The 16,259-nt window shown below is 58.2% G+C and carries 17 protein-coding genes and 3 tRNA genes; 10 read left to right on the forward strand and 10 right to left on the reverse strand.

The features are described from left to right. The first annotated feature begins 84 nt into the window (after positions 1 to 84). From B1722_RS03860 to B1722_RS29545, 4 genes are all read left to right on the forward strand, one after another. Positions 85 to 315: a hypothetical protein gene (locus B1722_RS03860; RefSeq protein ID WP_007964939.1), complete on the forward strand. Its 231-nt coding sequence runs from the start codon at positions 85 to 87 to the stop codon at positions 313 to 315. A 107-nt stretch (positions 316 to 422) separates the two neighbouring features. Beyond that, positions 423 to 707, forward strand: a complete 285-nt coding sequence (locus tag B1722_RS29730; protein WP_041064512.1) for a hypothetical protein — start codon at positions 423 to 425, stop codon at positions 705 to 707. Between the two features lie 208 nt (positions 708 to 915). Then, positions 916 to 1,422: a peptide-methionine (S)-S-oxide reductase MsrA gene (msrA, locus tag B1722_RS03870; RefSeq protein ID WP_041064515.1), complete on the forward strand. Its 507-nt coding sequence runs from the start codon at positions 916 to 918 to the stop codon at positions 1,420 to 1,422. Between the two features lie 200 nt (positions 1,423 to 1,622). Next, complete coding sequence (locus tag B1722_RS29545) at positions 1,623 to 1,784, forward strand: hypothetical protein (protein ID WP_174376922.1); 162 nt, start codon at positions 1,623 to 1,625, stop codon at positions 1,782 to 1,784. 152 nt (positions 1,785 to 1,936) lie between these two features. Here B1722_RS29545 and B1722_RS03875 read toward each other — a convergent pair whose 3' ends face one another. From B1722_RS03875 to B1722_RS03915, 9 genes are all read right to left on the reverse strand, one after another. Beyond that, positions 1,937 to 2,377: a hypothetical protein gene (locus B1722_RS03875; protein WP_041064518.1), complete on the reverse strand. Its 441-nt coding sequence runs from the start codon at positions 2,375 to 2,377 to the stop codon at positions 1,937 to 1,939. A 340-nt stretch (positions 2,378 to 2,717) separates the two neighbouring features. Further along, positions 2,718 to 2,804: transfer RNA gene (locus tag B1722_RS03880), tRNA-Leu, on the reverse strand. Positions 2,805 to 2,998: 194 nt separating this feature from the next. Continuing rightward, positions 2,999 to 3,072, reverse strand: a tRNA-Cys gene (locus tag B1722_RS03885). 46 nt (positions 3,073 to 3,118) lie between these two features. Then, positions 3,119 to 3,194: transfer RNA gene (locus B1722_RS03890), tRNA-Gly, on the reverse strand. A gap of 60 nt (positions 3,195 to 3,254) precedes the next feature. Beyond that, the gene (gene pgsA / locus B1722_RS03895) at positions 3,255 to 3,815 is read right to left on the reverse strand and encodes a CDP-diacylglycerol--glycerol-3-phosphate 3-phosphatidyltransferase (protein WP_003225417.1); all 561 of its coding nucleotides are present in this window, start codon (positions 3,813 to 3,815) and stop codon (positions 3,255 to 3,257) included. A gap of 32 nt (positions 3,816 to 3,847) precedes the next feature. Next, positions 3,848 to 5,671, reverse strand: a complete 1,824-nt coding sequence (uvrC, locus tag B1722_RS03900) for an excinuclease ABC subunit UvrC (RefSeq protein ID WP_086791422.1) — start codon at positions 5,669 to 5,671, stop codon at positions 3,848 to 3,850. Between the two features lie 2 nt (positions 5,672 to 5,673). Then, a complete protein-coding gene (uvrY, locus tag B1722_RS03905) occupies positions 5,674 to 6,315 on the reverse strand; it encodes a UvrY/SirA/GacA family response regulator transcription factor (RefSeq protein WP_024012761.1) in 642 nt (213 codons plus the stop codon). A 127-nt stretch (positions 6,316 to 6,442) separates the two neighbouring features. After that, complete coding sequence (locus B1722_RS03910; RefSeq protein WP_086791424.1) at positions 6,443 to 6,886, reverse strand: N-acetyltransferase; 444 nt, start codon at positions 6,884 to 6,886, stop codon at positions 6,443 to 6,445. Beyond that, the gene (locus B1722_RS03915; protein ID WP_086791439.1) at positions 6,883 to 7,644 is read right to left on the reverse strand and encodes a carbon-nitrogen hydrolase family protein; all 762 of its coding nucleotides are present in this window, start codon (positions 7,642 to 7,644) and stop codon (positions 6,883 to 6,885) included. The genes B1722_RS03910 and B1722_RS03915 overlap by 4 nt, the downstream gene beginning before the upstream one ends. A 616-nt stretch (positions 7,645 to 8,260) precedes the next feature. Between B1722_RS03915 and B1722_RS03920 the strand changes: the two genes are divergently transcribed. Next, positions 8,261 to 9,328, forward strand: a complete 1,068-nt coding sequence (locus B1722_RS03920) for a 3-deoxy-7-phosphoheptulonate synthase (protein WP_041064536.1) — start codon at positions 8,261 to 8,263, stop codon at positions 9,326 to 9,328. A 69-nt stretch (positions 9,329 to 9,397) separates the two neighbouring features. Here the strand turns inward: B1722_RS03920 and B1722_RS03925 are convergent, their stop codons facing one another. Beyond that, a complete protein-coding gene (locus B1722_RS03925) occupies positions 9,398 to 10,576 on the reverse strand; it encodes a hypothetical protein (RefSeq protein ID WP_086791441.1) in 1,179 nt (392 codons plus the stop codon). Positions 10,577 to 10,915: 339 nt separating this feature from the next. Here B1722_RS03925 and B1722_RS03930 point away from each other — a divergent pair, with 339 nt between their 5' ends. The 5 genes from B1722_RS03930 to B1722_RS03950 all read left to right on the forward strand — a co-directional run bounded on the left by B1722_RS03930 (position 10,916) and on the right by B1722_RS03950 (position 16,250). Further along, positions 10,916 to 11,785 (forward strand): triacylglycerol lipase, encoded by an 870-nt coding sequence (locus B1722_RS03930; protein WP_041064542.1) that lies wholly within the window; start codon positions 10,916 to 10,918, stop codon positions 11,783 to 11,785. Between the two features lie 96 nt (positions 11,786 to 11,881). Then, the gene (locus tag B1722_RS03935) at positions 11,882 to 12,163 is read left to right on the forward strand and encodes a peptidylprolyl isomerase (RefSeq protein ID WP_007912303.1); all 282 of its coding nucleotides are present in this window, start codon (positions 11,882 to 11,884) and stop codon (positions 12,161 to 12,163) included. 135 nt (positions 12,164 to 12,298) lie between these two features. After that, positions 12,299 to 14,167, forward strand: a complete 1,869-nt coding sequence (locus tag B1722_RS03940; protein ID WP_086791443.1) for an extracellular solute-binding protein — start codon at positions 12,299 to 12,301, stop codon at positions 14,165 to 14,167. Continuing rightward, entirely contained in the window at positions 14,167 to 15,228 is a 1,062-nt protein-coding gene (locus tag B1722_RS03945; protein WP_003225430.1) for a microcin C ABC transporter permease YejB, read from the forward strand. Before B1722_RS03940 ends, B1722_RS03945 begins: the two co-directional genes overlap by 1 nt. Then, on the forward strand, positions 15,228 to 16,250 hold the full coding sequence (locus tag B1722_RS03950) for an ABC transporter permease (protein WP_086791445.1): 1,023 nt from the start codon (positions 15,228 to 15,230) through the stop codon (positions 16,248 to 16,250). The genes B1722_RS03945 and B1722_RS03950 overlap by 1 nt, the downstream gene beginning before the upstream one ends. Positions 16,251 to 16,259 lie beyond the last annotated feature (9 nt).

The following is a 16,259-nucleotide window of genomic DNA, read 5'->3' on the forward strand; positions in this document are numbered from 1 at the left end:
ACGGACCAGCGCCCCAACGGCAGAGAGCTCGCAGCCTGCGGGCTTTTTGCTGCCTCTCAACGGTTTTCTGAACGGAGGTGCTCCATGTCCGAAAAAGAGTCCATCACCACCCTCCTCACCCTACTTGACTCCCGTCAGGCGCGCCTGGCTGCGGCCTGCAAGGAAATTGCCGACTGGGTCGATCATCAAGGCGGCCATCCGACCGCCCTGCGCATACGTGATCGCCTGAACGACATCGAAAAAGATACGCCGCTGATTCGCAGCACCCTGTCTTCGCTGCAACCTGTCGAGCGGCCACTGCCTCGTTTCAGATGACCGGATGGCAATAAACGACAGTCTCAACGCGTACCGCCTGGCCGACCCGGCGAACACCCGCAGTCGTGGGAGGTCATAACCTGTACACGTCACCAGGAGACTGATCCATGGTTATCCATTTCAAAGTAGACGGACACCTGGCTTGTGGTCACAAAGGCAACAACCTTGCCTCGAGCCAGGAACTCAATCGCGTCAAATGCCGCAGCTGCCGTAACACCGATGCCTACAAAAATGCGCGCAAAACCCAGCGCAATGCTGCTCGACGCGTAGCGCGCCACACACAGGCTGATCACGGTGCATCGAACTGGCGCTCGGAATGGATCGCACGCTTGACCGCTCTGGCGGGTCCGCAACGCCTGCCACGGGGCTTTTTCGGGCAAGCGTTTGTGTAACCGCTTGATGTCTTGGTTTTCGTCCATCACTCAGCGCGAATTGCCACGAGTTCACCGCTCGAAACCATCAATGCCCTGACCTTATCGTCAGGGCATTTTATTGAAAACACCGTTTCGAGCAGCCCTTCACCCTGAGTCAAGCTTGCAAATAGCCAACGCGCCCTCATAACCAGATCCGTATCCACCGTCACCGAGAGGCAAAAAGATCATGACCGGAAAGACCGAAACCGCGATTCTCGCCGGAGGCTGCTTCTGGGGCATGCAGGACCTGCTGCGACGCTATCCCGGCGTGCTGCAAACGCGAGTCGGCTACAGCGGTGGCGATGTACCGAATGCCACGTACCGCAACCACGGCAACCACGCCGAGGCCATCGAAATCGTCTTCGACCCTGCCGTGATCAGCTACCGGCAAATCCTTGAGTTCTTTTTCCAGATCCACGATCCCAGCACACCCAACCGACAAGGCAACGATCTCGGCCCCAGTTATCGCTCGGCGATTTACTACCTTAACGAACAGCAACGCGACATTGCTGAAGACACCGCGGCCGACGTCGATGCATCCGGGTTGTGGCCGGGGCGCGTGGTCACTGAAATCGAACCGGCGGGCCCCTTCTGGGAAGCGGAACCCGAGCACCAGGACTATCTAGAGCGGATACCGAATGGTTACACCTGCCATTTCATCCGCCCGAACTGGAAGCTGCCGAAACGCAGCTGAAAACACACCTGCGTAATCACTTCACGCACGGCGCTGGCCTCTGCTGAGGCCGGCGCTTGCGCAGCTCTGGAATTGATCATTTTGGTGAACCCTCCGTAGCACAGTTCAAGCGCCCGAGGATGAACATACGTTCATCGCAAGCATGGCTCTAAGCGTCTAGCCTGCGGGTTCCAACATAGTGCCTACAGGAGTACCCCACCATGTTCTCGCACGAAAGCATCCCGCTGATTGCCATTTTCACCATCATGCTGCTGTGCGTACTGGCTGCGTTTTTGCACCCGGTACATGCATTCTTCAGCTGGCTGCGCAGGCGCAAGGAACGATTAAACGCCCAGGCTGCAAAAGAGGTTGATTCACGCTGAATGTATTCCCTAAACCGGCCCGGGCATGCCTGGGCTTGTTGTTTTCTGACTGAACAGCAGATACAAAAAAGCCCAGCACGGGGCTGGGCCTGATTGTTCGTCAACGTTAAAACATGCAGGCTTTTCAGCCACAAGAGTAGAACTCAAGTGACTTACGCAAGAGCCCTTTCGTGCTCGCTTTCATGCACGTAAACCCATGAAATTCCGGATGGCGAGGTCTGGTCGAGGCGCATAAGCGCCGAATCGACTTTCTTTTTGGTGATGCCGTCTTTGACAAGATCGAAGACGGCCAGGAAGCAGTCCCCTGGAAGCGATGTGATCGAGAGGTTGGTGATGTGCGATTCAGGGCTTCCAGCACGCTTGCCATACAAACCCCAAAGTCGCTCCCAATAATCCGCTCGACTCATGATCTGTCCGTCGGTGAGTACCACACGAAAGTCATTCGCCAACGCGTCGTACAGGGGTTTGATGGCCCCTTCCGACCGGGAAGACATACCGCGCGACCACGGAAAGAAGAGATTGTACCAACGGTACACCTCGGCTTCGACGAGAGCGGTTTTATCGGTTGCTGCGTGCACTTGATTGATTGCCATCGGTGTTCTCCTTAACACGTCAAAAATGGCGGGTCTGGCGTAACAGACAGGCCGTCTGAATGCCCATCGCCTGAGCGATGTACCGCGCCTTGATCAAGATCCATCCTGATATCAACGCCATCGGGTCAAGCTCAAATGTTCACTCAATAACTTTTGATATCTTCGACCAAGCCACAAACGTAGACGCTCGCAGGATTGATTGCATCAAGAAGTGACCAACGGTCTTTGCAAACAGGAAGAAGAGGACATGGAAGAATTGACGACGAGCCATTTAAAAATGGTGCCCTGAAAACAAACAAGGGTCTGCATCAGCTTTCGCCCGCAAACCCTTGATTTAAGATGGTGCCCGAAGCCGGAATCGAACCGGCACGCCCTTACGAGCGGGGGATTTTAAGTCCCATGCGTCTACCAGTTTCGCCATTCGGGCGGTAGCGCGGTGTAGTGCTCAAAGCAGTCGATCAGCAAACCTGACAGCGTTAAGCCTTGTAAAGCAGAGCGGGAAATATATACATCACGTCCCGGTGAAGCAAGTTCACAGTGGTTGATTTCAAGACTAAATCTTGCAGCGCACTGGAAATAAAAAAGCTCCGTAAATCATGGATCTACGGAGCTTGTTTATAGTGGAGGCCGAGGTCGGAATCGAACCGGCGTAGGCGGATTTGCAATCCGCTGCATAACCATTTTGCTACTCGGCCTCAAACGATCGCTGTTTAGTAGCACCACAACAACCGCGTACAAACTTGGAGCGGGAAACGAGACTCGAACTCGCGACCCCGACCTTGGCAAGGTCGTGCTCTACCAACTGAGCTATTCCCGCTTGGTGTGGCGCATTCTATAGATTTCAGAAGCCCCGTCAACCCTTTGATTCAAAAAAGTTTTATTTCTTTTCAACGTCGGTTTTCAGATGCGGCCAGGCGGCCCGCAAGTATTGAACCATCGACCACAACGTCAGGCCTGCCGAGATCATCAACAAGGCATAACCCAGCAAGACCCAGAAACTGAAGTCTCTTGGATTGGCCAGCAGGATCACCAGCGCCAGCATCTGCGCTGCGGTTTTCCACTTGCCGAGATTGGACACCGCTACATGAGCGCGAGCACCGAGTTCTGCCATCCACTCACGCAAGGCCGAGACGACAATCTCACGGCCAATGATGACGGCTGCGGGAAGTGTCAGCCACAAATTGCCGTGTTCCTGAACCAGCAATACCAAAGCGACAGCCACCATCAGCTTGTCGGCAACCGGATCGAGAAAGGCTCCGAACGGCGTGCTTTGTTCCAGGCGACGAGCCAGATAGCCGTCGAGCCAGTCAGTGGCCGCCGCAAAGGCGAACACCGAGGCGGAGGCCATGTAGCTCCACTGATAAGGCAGGTAAAACAGCAAAATGAAGATCGGGATGAGCAGAACGCGTAGAACGGTAATCAGATTCGGGATATTCATCGGCACAACTGGCTACGAGGTGAGTTGGCATTCTACTCGCTATGCAGGTTTGCATAAATCGACTCTGCGAGCTTTTTACTGATCCCCGGTGCTTTGGCGATCTCTTCGATGCTTGCACGAGACAGCTCCTGCAATCCACCAAAATGTTTCAACAAGTCCCGACGCCGGGCCGGCCCTACGCCTGCAACGCCTTCCAGCGTCGACGTCCGGCGGGTTTTGCCGCGCCGCGCACGGTGGCCAGTGATCGCGAACCGGTGTGCCTCGTCGCGAATCTGCTGGATCAGGTGCAGCGCGGGTGAGTCGCCACGCAAAGTGAACTCATGGGCGGCATCATTAAGATACAAAGTTTCGAACCCTGCCTTGCGGGTTGCGCCCTTGGCCACACCCAGCAGGATCAGATCCGGTACTGCCAATTCGTTGAGCACGTCGCGGGCCATCGACAATTGTCCCTTGCCGCCGTCCACCAGCAAAATATCCGGCAGCTTGCCCTCCCCGTCCTTCAGTTTGCTGAAGCGCCGGGTCAGGGCCTGGTGCATGGCCGCGTAGTCATCGCCCGCTGTGACGCCCTCGATGTTGTAACGACGATAGTCGGATTTGATCGCACCTTCCGGACCGAACACGACACAAGAGGCGACAGTCGCCTCGCCACTGGAGTGGCTGATGTCATAGCATTCGAGGCGCTGCGGTGGTTCATCCAGGTTCAGTACTTCTGCCAGCGCGTCGAAGCGCGCAGCCGTGTGTTGACGGTTGGCCAGGCGTGCGCCCAGCGCTTGCTCGGCATTGGTGACCGCCAGCTGCTGCCAGCGCGCCCGCGTGCCACGCACCCGGTGGCTGATGCTCAGCTCGCGACCGCGCAACTCGTGGATGGCATCGATCAGGGCCGTGGCGTCTTCGGGCACGACGTTGACGATCAGTTCGCTCGGCAGGTCGCGCTCCGGGCTGCTGATATAGTACTGGCCGAGGAACGCCGCCATGACTTCGGCCACCTCCTCTTCAATACCCACCTGTGGAAAGAAGTTTTTGCTGCCCAGCACTCGCCCACCGCGCACGCTGATCAAATGAACGCACGCGCCGCCCGGGTTGACGAAGGCTGCGATGACATCGATGTCGCCGGTACCGCCTTCCATGCTTTGCTGATCCTGGACCCGGCGCAGCAAGGCAATCTGGTCACGCAACTCGGCGGCGCGTTCGAACTCGAGATTGATCGCCGCCTCTTCCATCGCCGTTGACAGCTCATTGGTCAGCGCGTGACTGCGCCCTTCAAGAAACATCACCGAGTGACGCACATCCTCGGCATAAACTTCCGGTTCGACCAGGCCGACACAAGGTGCCTTGCAGCGTTTGATCTGATATTGAAGACAAGGGCGCGTACGGTTCTTGTAGTAACTGTCCTCACACTGCCGGACGAAAAAGGTCTTTTGCAGCAGGCTGAGGCTTTCGCGAATGGCCCCGGCGCTCGGATATGGGCCGAAATACTTGCCCTTCGCCTTCTTCGCGCCACGATGGATGCTCAGCCGCGGGAACTGGCCGTCAGACAGAAATACATAGGGATAAGACTTATCGTCGCGCAACAGAATGTTGTACGGCGGCCGCCACTCCTTGATCAGCGTCTGTTCAAGCAGCAACGCCTCGGTTTCATTGGCGGTAATGGTCGTTTCGACCTGTGCGATACGCCCCACCAGAGCAGCGGTCTTCGGCGCCAGCCCGGTCTTGCGGAAATAGCTGGCAAGTCGCTTCTTGAGGTTCTTGGCCTTGCCGACATACAGCAGGCGTGCCTCGTTGTCGAACATGCGATAGACGCCGGGACGCCCACTGACAGTCGCCAGGAAGGCGCCGGAATCGAATATTTCAGTCATGATCAGGCGCTGGCATCAACCATGCCGTGGCGCACGGCCAACAACGTCAACTCGACATCGCTGCTGATCGACAGTTTTTCGAAGATCCGGTAGCGATAGGTATTAACGGTTTTCGGCGACAGACAGAGCTTGTCGGAGATGATCTGCACCTTCTGGCAGCCGACAATCATCAACGCAATCTGGATTTCCCGTTCGGACAAGGCATCGAACGGTGAGTCATTGGTTGGCTGGAACGATTTGATCGCCAGTTGCTGGGCTATCTGCGGGCTTATGTAACGCTGGCCGGCAAACACCAGGCGGATGGCCTGAACCATCTCCGGCAGACCCGCGCCCTTGGTCAGGTAGCCCGCGGCACCTGCCTGCAACAGACGTGTAGGGAATGGATCCTCCTCACACACCGTGACAGCGACAACCTTGATGTCCGGATGACTGCGCAACAGCTTGCGCGTGGCCTCGAGACCACCGATACCGGGCATCTTGACGTCCATCAGGACCACATCGGGTTTCAACTCACGGGCCTTGATCAGGGATTCTTCCCCGGACTCGGCCTGTCCAACCACCTGCAAGCCATCGATATCGGCCAGCATCCGTGTAATGCCTGTACGAACGAGATCATGGTCATCGACCACTAGCACCCTAATCAAGCAGACACCTCGCGATATGGTCTTATTGGGATGCCGGACACCTTAGCAAAAAGTGCCAGACAGACCTAGCGGCAAGCGTCATTTAAAAAGTTTCAATTCATCATCGAAGGCTTGCCGGCCGTGGGTTTCAGAGCACAGGTGTACCGAAATCGAGCTGCATCCTCAGGAAACACTCGTCCTCGCCACACACATGCAAGCCTTTTCTCTTATACAGGCTTTGCGCAGGATTATTTTTGAATACGGTCAGACGCAGCGCCGGCAGTCCGTCAGCGCGGGCCATGGCGATAACCTGATCAATCGCCCAGGATCCAGCACCCTGCCTGCGAAACGCCTCGCCTATTTGCAGCTCGCGGAGATACAACGCCCGGCGATCCCGACTGAGGCTGAAAAATCCCACAGGAACTTCGCCAAGCATGATCAGCCAATTGTCCCGTCCATCCCAGGCAACCTCGAACGCTTGGTCCTGCCACAGCAGATCGTGGCCAATGTAATAGCGCAGCATGTTCTGGCACGTCAGCTCTCGGGCAAATACCCGATCAGCCAGTTCGGCGCGACGCAAATGGTAGGTCATTGCCCCGCCACCACCGGAACTACCCGCCCCTGCCATGCGCCGGCATCACGTCGCGCAACGACTAACAATTCACCAGGCCCTGGCGCGGCGGCAACCAGCGTGCCGTCTTCAGACCAGACGGCACTGCGACCCGCCGATTGCCATCCACCCGTGAGCCCGGCGTGATTGGCCATCAGAACCGCCATCGAGTGCTTTTGTGCATAGCCCTGCAATATCGCGCTATCCACGCCATAACCTTTTTCGCCAATCAGCACGCCTGCTGCGTACAGGTCGGCGCCAGCAACGGCAGCCGCTGCCACGTGGCTGGCGTGGGTAAAATCAGCGCAGACCGCCAGCGCGACGGTATCGCCGCCTATGCGCAAGGACGAACCACCAGCACCTGTGGCATAGAAAAGCTCTTCGCCACTGTGCAGATGTTGTTTGCTGTAAACCTCAAGAGAACCATCCCTGCCTAACGTCAGCGCGCCGATCAATACCTTCGAACTGTCCTTATGGCGAATCGGCATCCCGACCACCGCAATGAGACCCAGCTCGCGCGCGCAATCACGCAAGGGTTGCAGCACCGAATCCTGCGGATCGATTGCCATGTCTGCAGCCATCTGGCCTTCATAACCAGTCAGCGACAGCTCCGGAAACACCAGCAGTTCGACGCCCTGCTCCGCCGCCACGGCCATGAAGCGCAAATGACGGGCGATGTTCGCCGCCAGATCACCGGCAACGGAGAACGATTGAGCTGCAGCGATGGTGAACGTTGACATTATTCATCCTTGGGATTTTGCCAAATACGCAGTGTGTCACAACGCCTGCGGCACTCAAGCAATAGGAAATGTCATGTAAGCGCGATAGCAATTTCTGATTGCTCAGGCGCATGGGCCTCTAGTAAGCTCGGCGCACTTATTGGAGACAAACCATGTTCAACGCCCTCTCACAGCTTCGTTCCGCCAGCGCCTTGCGCTCGGTTGCGGCTGCCCGGGCGAATGACGCTTGTGCTCCTGCCAGCTTTTATTTTGGGTATTGGTTTAGCCACTGGCGCGCCTGATACCCAAACGGCGCCCATGAAAACGGGTCGCCTACCAGAGAATTCTCACCCCCGGTCGGCCTCCCGACCGGGGGTTTTGTTTTTTCAGGCCCCAACTTTTTCAGCAACACACCAGACACTTTGAGGAATCACGACATGAACTACGCCACTTATTACCGTTACGACACTTTTAGCGCCTGGCGATTTAGCAGCCTCCGCTCGGGACAGCCTGCCGCCTCCGATCGGTCACCCACAGGTGGCAAGCACACACACGCAGCCAATACGGCCAATTGTCGAACACCCCAGTAGGGCCGAGTGAGCGGGAAGCACCCGCCACCAGCCCAGGAATCCTGAATATGAACTCGTCTGTTTCTGCTCTGCCACTGTCCACCCTCGATTCTGCCAACGAAGCGCTGACCCTGCGTCTGCCCAGCTCGTTGCAACTCAAACAGCAATTGCCCCTGAGCAATGCCCTCGCCCAGCAAGTCGCAGCCCACCGCCAGGCGGTCCGCGCGATTCTCAATGGCGAAGACCATCGCCTGCTGGTCGTCGTCGGCCCTTGCTCGATTCATGACCCGCGTTCCGCACTCGAATACGCCGAAAAGCTTTCCCGCCTCGCACATCAAGTCAGCGACGAGATGCTGCTGGTGATGCGCGCCTACGTCGAAAAACCACGCACCACCGTCGGCTGGAAAGGTCTGGCCTACGACCCGCACCTGGATGGCAGCGACGACATGGCTGCCGGCCTGACCCTGTCGCGCGAATTGATGATCGAGATGATCCGCCTGGGCTTGCCTGTCGCGACCGAACTCCTGCAGCCCATGGCTGCCGGTTACTTCGACGATCTGCTCAGTTGGGTTGCCATCGGTGCACGCACCACCGAATCGCAGATCCACCGGGAAATGGCCAGCGGTCTGAACATGCCCGTCGGCTTCAAGAACGGCACTGACGGCGGCGTCTCTGTAGCCGTCGATGCCATGCGCTCAGCAGCCCACCCGCATCGACACTTTGGTGTCGACAGCCAGGGGCACCCGGCGATCATTCAGACCCCGGGCAACCCCGACACGCATATGGTGCTGCGTGGTGGCCATCACGGCCCGAACTACGATCACGAAAGCATTGCCCGGGTCCGTGCCGACTTGAAACGCCTGAAGATTCCGGCGCGGATCATGGTTGACTGCAGTCACGCCAACAGCGGCAAGGATCCTCTGCGCCAGCCCGAGGTGTTCAATGCAGTGCTCGAACAACGACTGCTGGGGGATCGTTCCTTGATCGGGATGATGATTGAGTCCCACCTGTTCGAAGGCTGCCAGCCTTTAGGCCCCGCCCTGCGTTACGGCGTGTCGGTGACCGATGGTTGCCTTGGGTTCAATGCGACAGAGCTGTTGCTGTCGAGCGCAGCCGAACGTCTTCGAGCCTGTTGATCGGAACAGCCTTTGCGGAATTGTCAAAATCCCGCAAAGGCTGGATCGTCGTTCAGCTTTCACCACAGGTTATGCCCGCACCCGAATACGGGTCACCTCAGAGGCCTGGCTGACATCATCCAGCCGTTCCACCGAATACGACACCTGCACCACAGTTTCCCGATGCTCTCGCCAGAAACGGTGAGGCACAGTGAATACCACGGGCTGACCTGCGGTTTCCCGGGTGATATCCCGATCATCGCGATGACTGAAATACTCACCATCACATTTCAAGTAAACCAGCTCCCCCTCCTCAGCCTGGGCATTGTCGATCACTACGGTAATGCCATCCTCGGAATCCACTACCTCCAGCTCGCCGTCTTGCGCCTCCAGTACCTGCGGAGCTGCAAGATCACCTCGCATCAATGGTGCGATCAGAACGCGCAGGTTTGCAGACTGCCTTACCTGAGCCGAGCCTGACTCCACCCGGTAGCTGACGCTCACCTCGTGCATGCGATGTGGGGCGATGCAATGCGCGGGTATCCAGAAAGACAGCGCTTCGCCCACAGCAAACTGTTCCACGTGCAATACATCATTGATGACCGGCAGTCCGTCATCACCTTGCCAGGACAGGATGACCCGGTCCCCGACAGCCATCCGGGCGTAAGGTCGCACGATCACGCCAGTCCCTTGCGGAACACGGTCCGGGTCAAGCGTCCCACCCACCGTCTCTTCAAGGATTGGCGCCAGCAGATCGGGTTCCGGATCGCCCACATCCAGTTGCAAGCGCCTGGATGACAGCGGCTCCGGCAGCGCGACGCTGTACAGCGTCCAGAAAACCTCCAGTGAGCCACGCTCCAGCGCTGCTATGTGCAATCCCTTCACGACAAAGACAAGTTCCTGCCCCACCTGGCCTTCACTGACCGTGCGAGTGATTTCGTGGATGTAGGACAAACCTTCGTCATCCAGCCCTTGCCAGTGCAGCACAAGTTTGTCGCCGCACACCATGTTCGGGTAAGGCGCAACCCTGACGAATGCCTGGTTCAGTGAGGGATCAAGCATTCCGCCCTCCATAACCTCAAGCATCGGTGCAGGCAGCGACGAGACTGGAGCGGGTACCGGTGCAGACGCAGGTCGATAGCAGAACTCGAAGTTCTCGCCGTCCACCTTCAAACTCAGAAAACCGCGTCCACCGGAGTCATCCGCTACAGGAGACGTAATTGACCCGGTCGCCACAGAGGTGTCGCCATTGACTTCGTATATAGACATTCAGTAGCTCCATTCCTTGGATAAAACGCCGCCATGAAGACAACGTCGAACGAACTCCATTGAACACCATCCAGCCATCGCCAGAAGTCAGCACAATGCCTTCCATCGGCGGGGTAAGTGCACCGCATGACGTAGGCATACGAAGCAGAATCAAGCGATACCGCTCAAAAGATTGCCAGATGTTCCGACTACCCCCTCAAGCAGAAGCGAATATTCGTACCGCTTTTATTCCAGTTTCCTTTCAGTACCGAGGAGCTTTCAGACATCGCCGACCCGCAGGCCTGTTTTACAGTGGCACGCACCAACCACTGACAAGCATCTGCAGAAAGAGGCAGAAACATGCAACGGAATGCGACAACCCGCTACCCCATCCTATTGGTCCATGGCCTGTTCGGGTTTGACCGTATCGGCCATTTCGAGCTTTTTCATGATGTCAAGCAAGCGCTGAGGGAAGCAGGCGGCCAAGTGTTTGTGCCGCAGCTGTCTGCGACCCATGACAACGAAGTACGCGGCCAGCAATTGATGTTTCAGATCGAAAGCGTTCTGCGAGGAACCGGAGCCGGCAAGGTCAACCTGATCGGGCATAGCCAGGGCGCGCTGGCGTGCCGTTACGCCGCTGCGCTGGCGCCAGAGAAAGTCGCCTCGGTCACGTCGGTAAGTGGCCCCAATCACGGTTCGGAACTGGCTGACGCCTTACGCCTGGCCCTGATACCGGGTGGCCTGCCGGAGCACGTGGCGGAGCACGCTGCAACACAGTTTGCCCGCCTCCTCTCGCTGCTCAGCGGGCAACCGGGACTGCCGCAGAATGCTGTCGCCGCACTCAGTGCCCTGACGACCGCAGGTGTTGGGCAATTCAACAGAAAGTACCCGCAAGGTCTGCCTTCCAGCTGGGGCGGCCAGGGTGCGGAGCGGGTCAATAACGTTCACTACTATTCCTGGAGCGGCACGCTGCAGGACAACTTATTGCAGGCACTTGATCCGGTGCATATCGTCTGCCGGGGATTATCAGAGCATTTTGTCGCAGAGACCGGACAAAACGATGGTTTCGTGGGACGCTTCAGTTCCCATCTGGGCCGGGTCATCCGTTCCGATTATCCTTTCAGCCACCTGGGCAGTCTGCGTCGCCCTGACGGAGTGAAAAAAACCGGCCAGGATCCCGTCGCTCTCTATGTCGAGCACGCTGCACGCTTGCGGGCTGCGCACCTGTAAACGTGCGCCAATGCGCCGAGCGGAACTTTGCCGAGAAATCGCTTACTGATTCCGGTAGGCTCCACACTTTACTGAAATAGATTGGAGAATTTCCCCATGGCTAAAGCCACTGCCCGCCACATCCTGGTTTCCAGCGAAGACAAGTGCAACGAACTCAAGGCCCAGATCGAAGGCGGTGCTGATTTCGCCGAAGTCGCCAAGGCCAACTCCACCTGCCCGTCCAGCCGTCAGGGCGGCGACCTGGGTTCGTTCGGTCCTGGCCAGATGGTCAAGGAATTCGACACTGTGGTCTTCAGCGCGCCGATCAACGTCGTGCAAGGCCCGGTGAAGACCCAGTTCGGTTATCACTTGCTCGAAGTCACCAGCCGCCAGGACTGATCCGTCGCCTGATTGCTGCCCCAACGGCCCGCCTTCTGGTGGGCCGTTGTGTTTTGGTTACAGGATGCGGCTGGCGACTGACGCGCCGCTCGCGTACAAATTGCGCTTATCGATCACCCGGCTTTAAGGCTGACAATGCGACTGGCTTTCCCTTATCTGCTGTTCACTGCCGTGGCCTTGCTTTTAGGCGCCGCCGGTGTGGACGCCACCCCGCAACACGCGTTGACCGTCTATGGCGAACCGGCCAAATACCCGGCCGGCTTCAGCCACTTCGACTACACCAACCCGCAGGCGCCCAAGGGCGGCACCATGCGCCGCTCGGCGATAGAGATCGGGCATTTCGATCACATCCTGCCTTATATCGATAAGGGCATCGGCGTCACCCAGATTGACGGCATGCTCTATTCGCCGCTGGCCCAGCGTTCGATGGACGAGCCTTACACCGTCTATGGCCTGGTGGCACAAAAAATGGAACGCGCGGAGGACGGCCTGTCCCTGCGTTTCTTCATCAACCCCCAGGCGCGTTTCGCCGACGGGAAGCAGATCACAGCCGAAGACGTGCGCTACACCTATGACTTGCTGATGACCCAGGGCAGCCTGCGCTATCGCACGCAGTTCGCCGATGTCAAAGGTATCGAAGTGGAAGCGCCGCTGACCGTGCGCTTCGACTTCAAGAGCAACGAGAATCGCACCTTGCCGCTGGACATCGCCACCCTGCCGGTGTTTCCCGAGCATTGGTGGAAAACCCACGACTTCGCCGGTGGCGGCGGCTATGAACCGCCGCTGGGCAGCGGCCCGTATCGGGTGGGCAAGGTCGACTCCGGGCGCAGCATCACATTCGAGCGCAACCCCGACTGGTGGGGCAAGGACCTGCCGGTCAGTCGCGGCCTGTACAACTTCGATCACTTCAGCATCGAGTATTTCGGCGACACCGATGTCGCACGTCAGGTGCTGCGCGGCGGCGCCTATGATTACAACCGCGAGTTTTCCGCCACCGGCTATTCGATCGGTTACGACAGCCCGGCGCTGAGTGACGGCCGCCTGCAGAAAGCCCACCTGGCCACCGAGGCCCCGCAATCGGCACAGGGCTTCGTGTTCAACCTGCAGAAACCGATGTTCCAGGATCGTCGGGTGCGTCAGGCACTGGCGATGCTCTGGGATTTCGAGTGGAGCAACCGGCAGATGATGCGCAACATGTACATCCGCCAGCAGAGCTATTTCTCCAACACCGCCCTGGCCGCCCGCGAGCTGCCGGATGCCGCCGAACTGAAAATCCTTGAACCGTTGCGCGGGCAGGTTCCCGACGAGGTCTTCACTCAGGTCTTCGAGGCGCCGAAAACCGATGGCAGCGGACTGATCCGCGACAAGCAACTGCAAGCCCTGCAACTGCTCGAACAGGCAGGTTGGAAACCCGATGGCGACCAACTGGTCAACACCGAGGGCGAACCGCTGAGTTTCACCTTTCTGGTCAGCCAGAACGGCATGGACCGCCTGCTCTTGCCTTACAAACGCACGCTGAAACAGATCGGCATCGAGCTGAATATCCGCCGCATCGATTCCTCGCAATACGTCAATCGCCTGATGAGCCGCGACTACGACATGATCGTCACCGGCTACCCGGTCAGCACATCTCCGGGTGGCGAGTTGCTCAACTACTTCGGCTCGATTTCGGCCAACGACCCCGGCGCCAACAACTACATGGTGCTGAAGAATCCCGCGGTCGACACCTTGATCAACGGCCTGATCCGCGCCTCGACCCAGAGTGACATGCTGCACTACGCCCACGCGCTGGATCGGGTGTTGCAATGGAACTACTACTGGATTCCCAACTATTACCCGCCGGGCACCTCCACCGTCTGGTGGAATCGGTTCGGCATGCCGGCAACACAAGCCAGCAATGACGAAGCCATCGAGAGCTGGTGGGAAATCAGCAGCACGCCGCTGACCAACCAGCAGATGACCGCCGAAAAAATCGGTCGTGGCAGACCCGGAGGACCGCACTGATGTGGGCTTACATTCTGCGGCGTCTGCTGCTGATCATTCCGACCTTGGTGATCATCCTGCTGGTGAATTTCGTGATCATCCAGGCGGCACCCGGCGGCCCGGTCGAACAAGCCATCGCCCATCTGCAAGGCATCGGCGGAGCGAGTGTCGGTGGCAGTTCCAGCGAAACCATGAGCAGCACTTCGCGTGCCAGCCGTGGCCTCGACCCGCAACTGATCAAGGACATCGAAAAACAGTACGGTTTCGACAAGCCGGCGCATGAACGTCTGTGGCTGATGCTCAAAAATTACGCGCAGCTGGACTTCGGCAAAAGCTTTTTCCGCGGCGCCACCGTCACCGATCTGATTCTGGAAAAAATGCCGGTGACCATTTCCCTCGGCCTGTGGGCGACGCTGATCACCTATCTGGTGTCGATCCCGCTGGGCATTCGCAAGGCCGTGCATCACGGCAGCCACTTCGATATCTGGAGCAGCACCGCGATCATCATCGGCTATGCGATGCCGGCGTTTCTGTTTGCGATGTTTCTGATCGTGGTGTTTGCCGGCGGCACCTCGCTGAACTGGTTTCCGGTGCGCGGACTGGTCTCGGACAACTTCGAATCGCTGTCGACCCTGGGCAAGATTGCCGATTACTTCTGGCACCTGGTGTTGCCGGTGACGGCGCTGGTGATCGGCGGCTTCGCCACGCTGACGATCCTCACCAAGAACTCGTTCCTCAATGAAATCACCCGCCAGTATGTGGTCACCGCCCGCGCCAAAGGCCTGAGCGAGCGCCGCGTGCTCTACGGTCACGTGTTTCGCAACGCGATGCTGCTGGTGGTCTCGGGGATCCCGCAGGCATTCATCAGTGTGTTCTTTGCCGGCTCGCTGCTGATCGAAGTGATCTTTTCCCTCGACGGCCTCGGCCGCATGAGTTACGAAGCGGCGGTTTCCCGGGACTACCCGGTCGTATTCGGTTCGCTGTTCATCTTCACCCTGTTCGGACTCTTGATAAAACTGATCGGCGACCTGTGCTACACCCTGGTCGATCCGCGTATCGACTTCGCCGCGAGGAACGCTTGATGTTCAAGCTCTCGCCCCTGGGCCGACGCCGTTTCGCACGTTTCAAGAAAAACCGCCGAGGCTGGTGGTCGCTGTGGCTGTTCATCGGACTGTTCGTGGTAACGCTGGGCGGTGAACTGATCGCCAACGACAAACCGTTGGTGGTCAGCTATCAGGGCCTGCTCTACTTCCCGGTGTTCAAGCGTTACACCGAGCAGGAATTTGGCGGCCAGCTGCCGTTCCAGGCCGATTATCGCAGTGACTATGTGCAGAACCTGATCCGCAAGGACGGTGGCTGGCTGCTGTTTCCGCCGATTCCGTTCAGCGACGACACGCCCAATTACGACCTCAACCAACCGGCACCGAGCCCACCCTCGAAGGTCAACTGGCTGGGCACTGACGATCAGGCGCGCGATGTGTTGGCGCGGGTGATTTTCGGTGCCCGGGTATCGATCCTGTTTGCCTTGATGCTGACCGCCATCAGTGCACTCATCGGGATTGCCGCCGGCGCCCTGCAAGGCTATTACGGCGGCTGGGTCGATTTGCTCGGGCAACGCCTGCTGGAAGTCTGGACCGGGTTACCGGTGTTGTACCTGCTGATTATCCTGTCGGGTTTCGTCGAGCCGAATTTCTGGTGGCTGCTGGGGATCATGGCGTTGTTTTCCTGGCTGGCGCTGGTGGATGTGGTGCGCGCCGAGTTCCTTCGCGGGCGCAACCTGGAATACGTCAAAGCCGCTCGTGCCCTGGGCCTGAGCGACCGCAAGGTGATTGTCCGGCACATCCTGCCCAATGCGATGAACGCAACGCTGAGTTACCTGCCGTTCATTCTGACCGGAGCGATTTCCACCCTCACCGCCCTCGACTTCCTCGGTTTCGGCATGCCCGCCGGCAGCGCTTCGCTGGGCGAACTGATCGGTCAGGGCAAACAGAACCTGCAAGCACCGTGGCTCGGGCTGACCGCGTTTTTCACGCTGGCGCTGATTCTTTCTTTACTGGTGTTCATCGGCGAAGCGTTACGTGACGCGTTCGACCCTCGATCCTGAAGTGTGACC

The sequence above is a fragment of the Pseudomonas sp. SCPG-7 genome, assembly GCF_002156405.1.
GTDB classification, from domain to species: domain Bacteria; phylum Pseudomonadota; class Gammaproteobacteria; order Pseudomonadales; family Pseudomonadaceae; genus Aquipseudomonas; species Aquipseudomonas parakoreensis.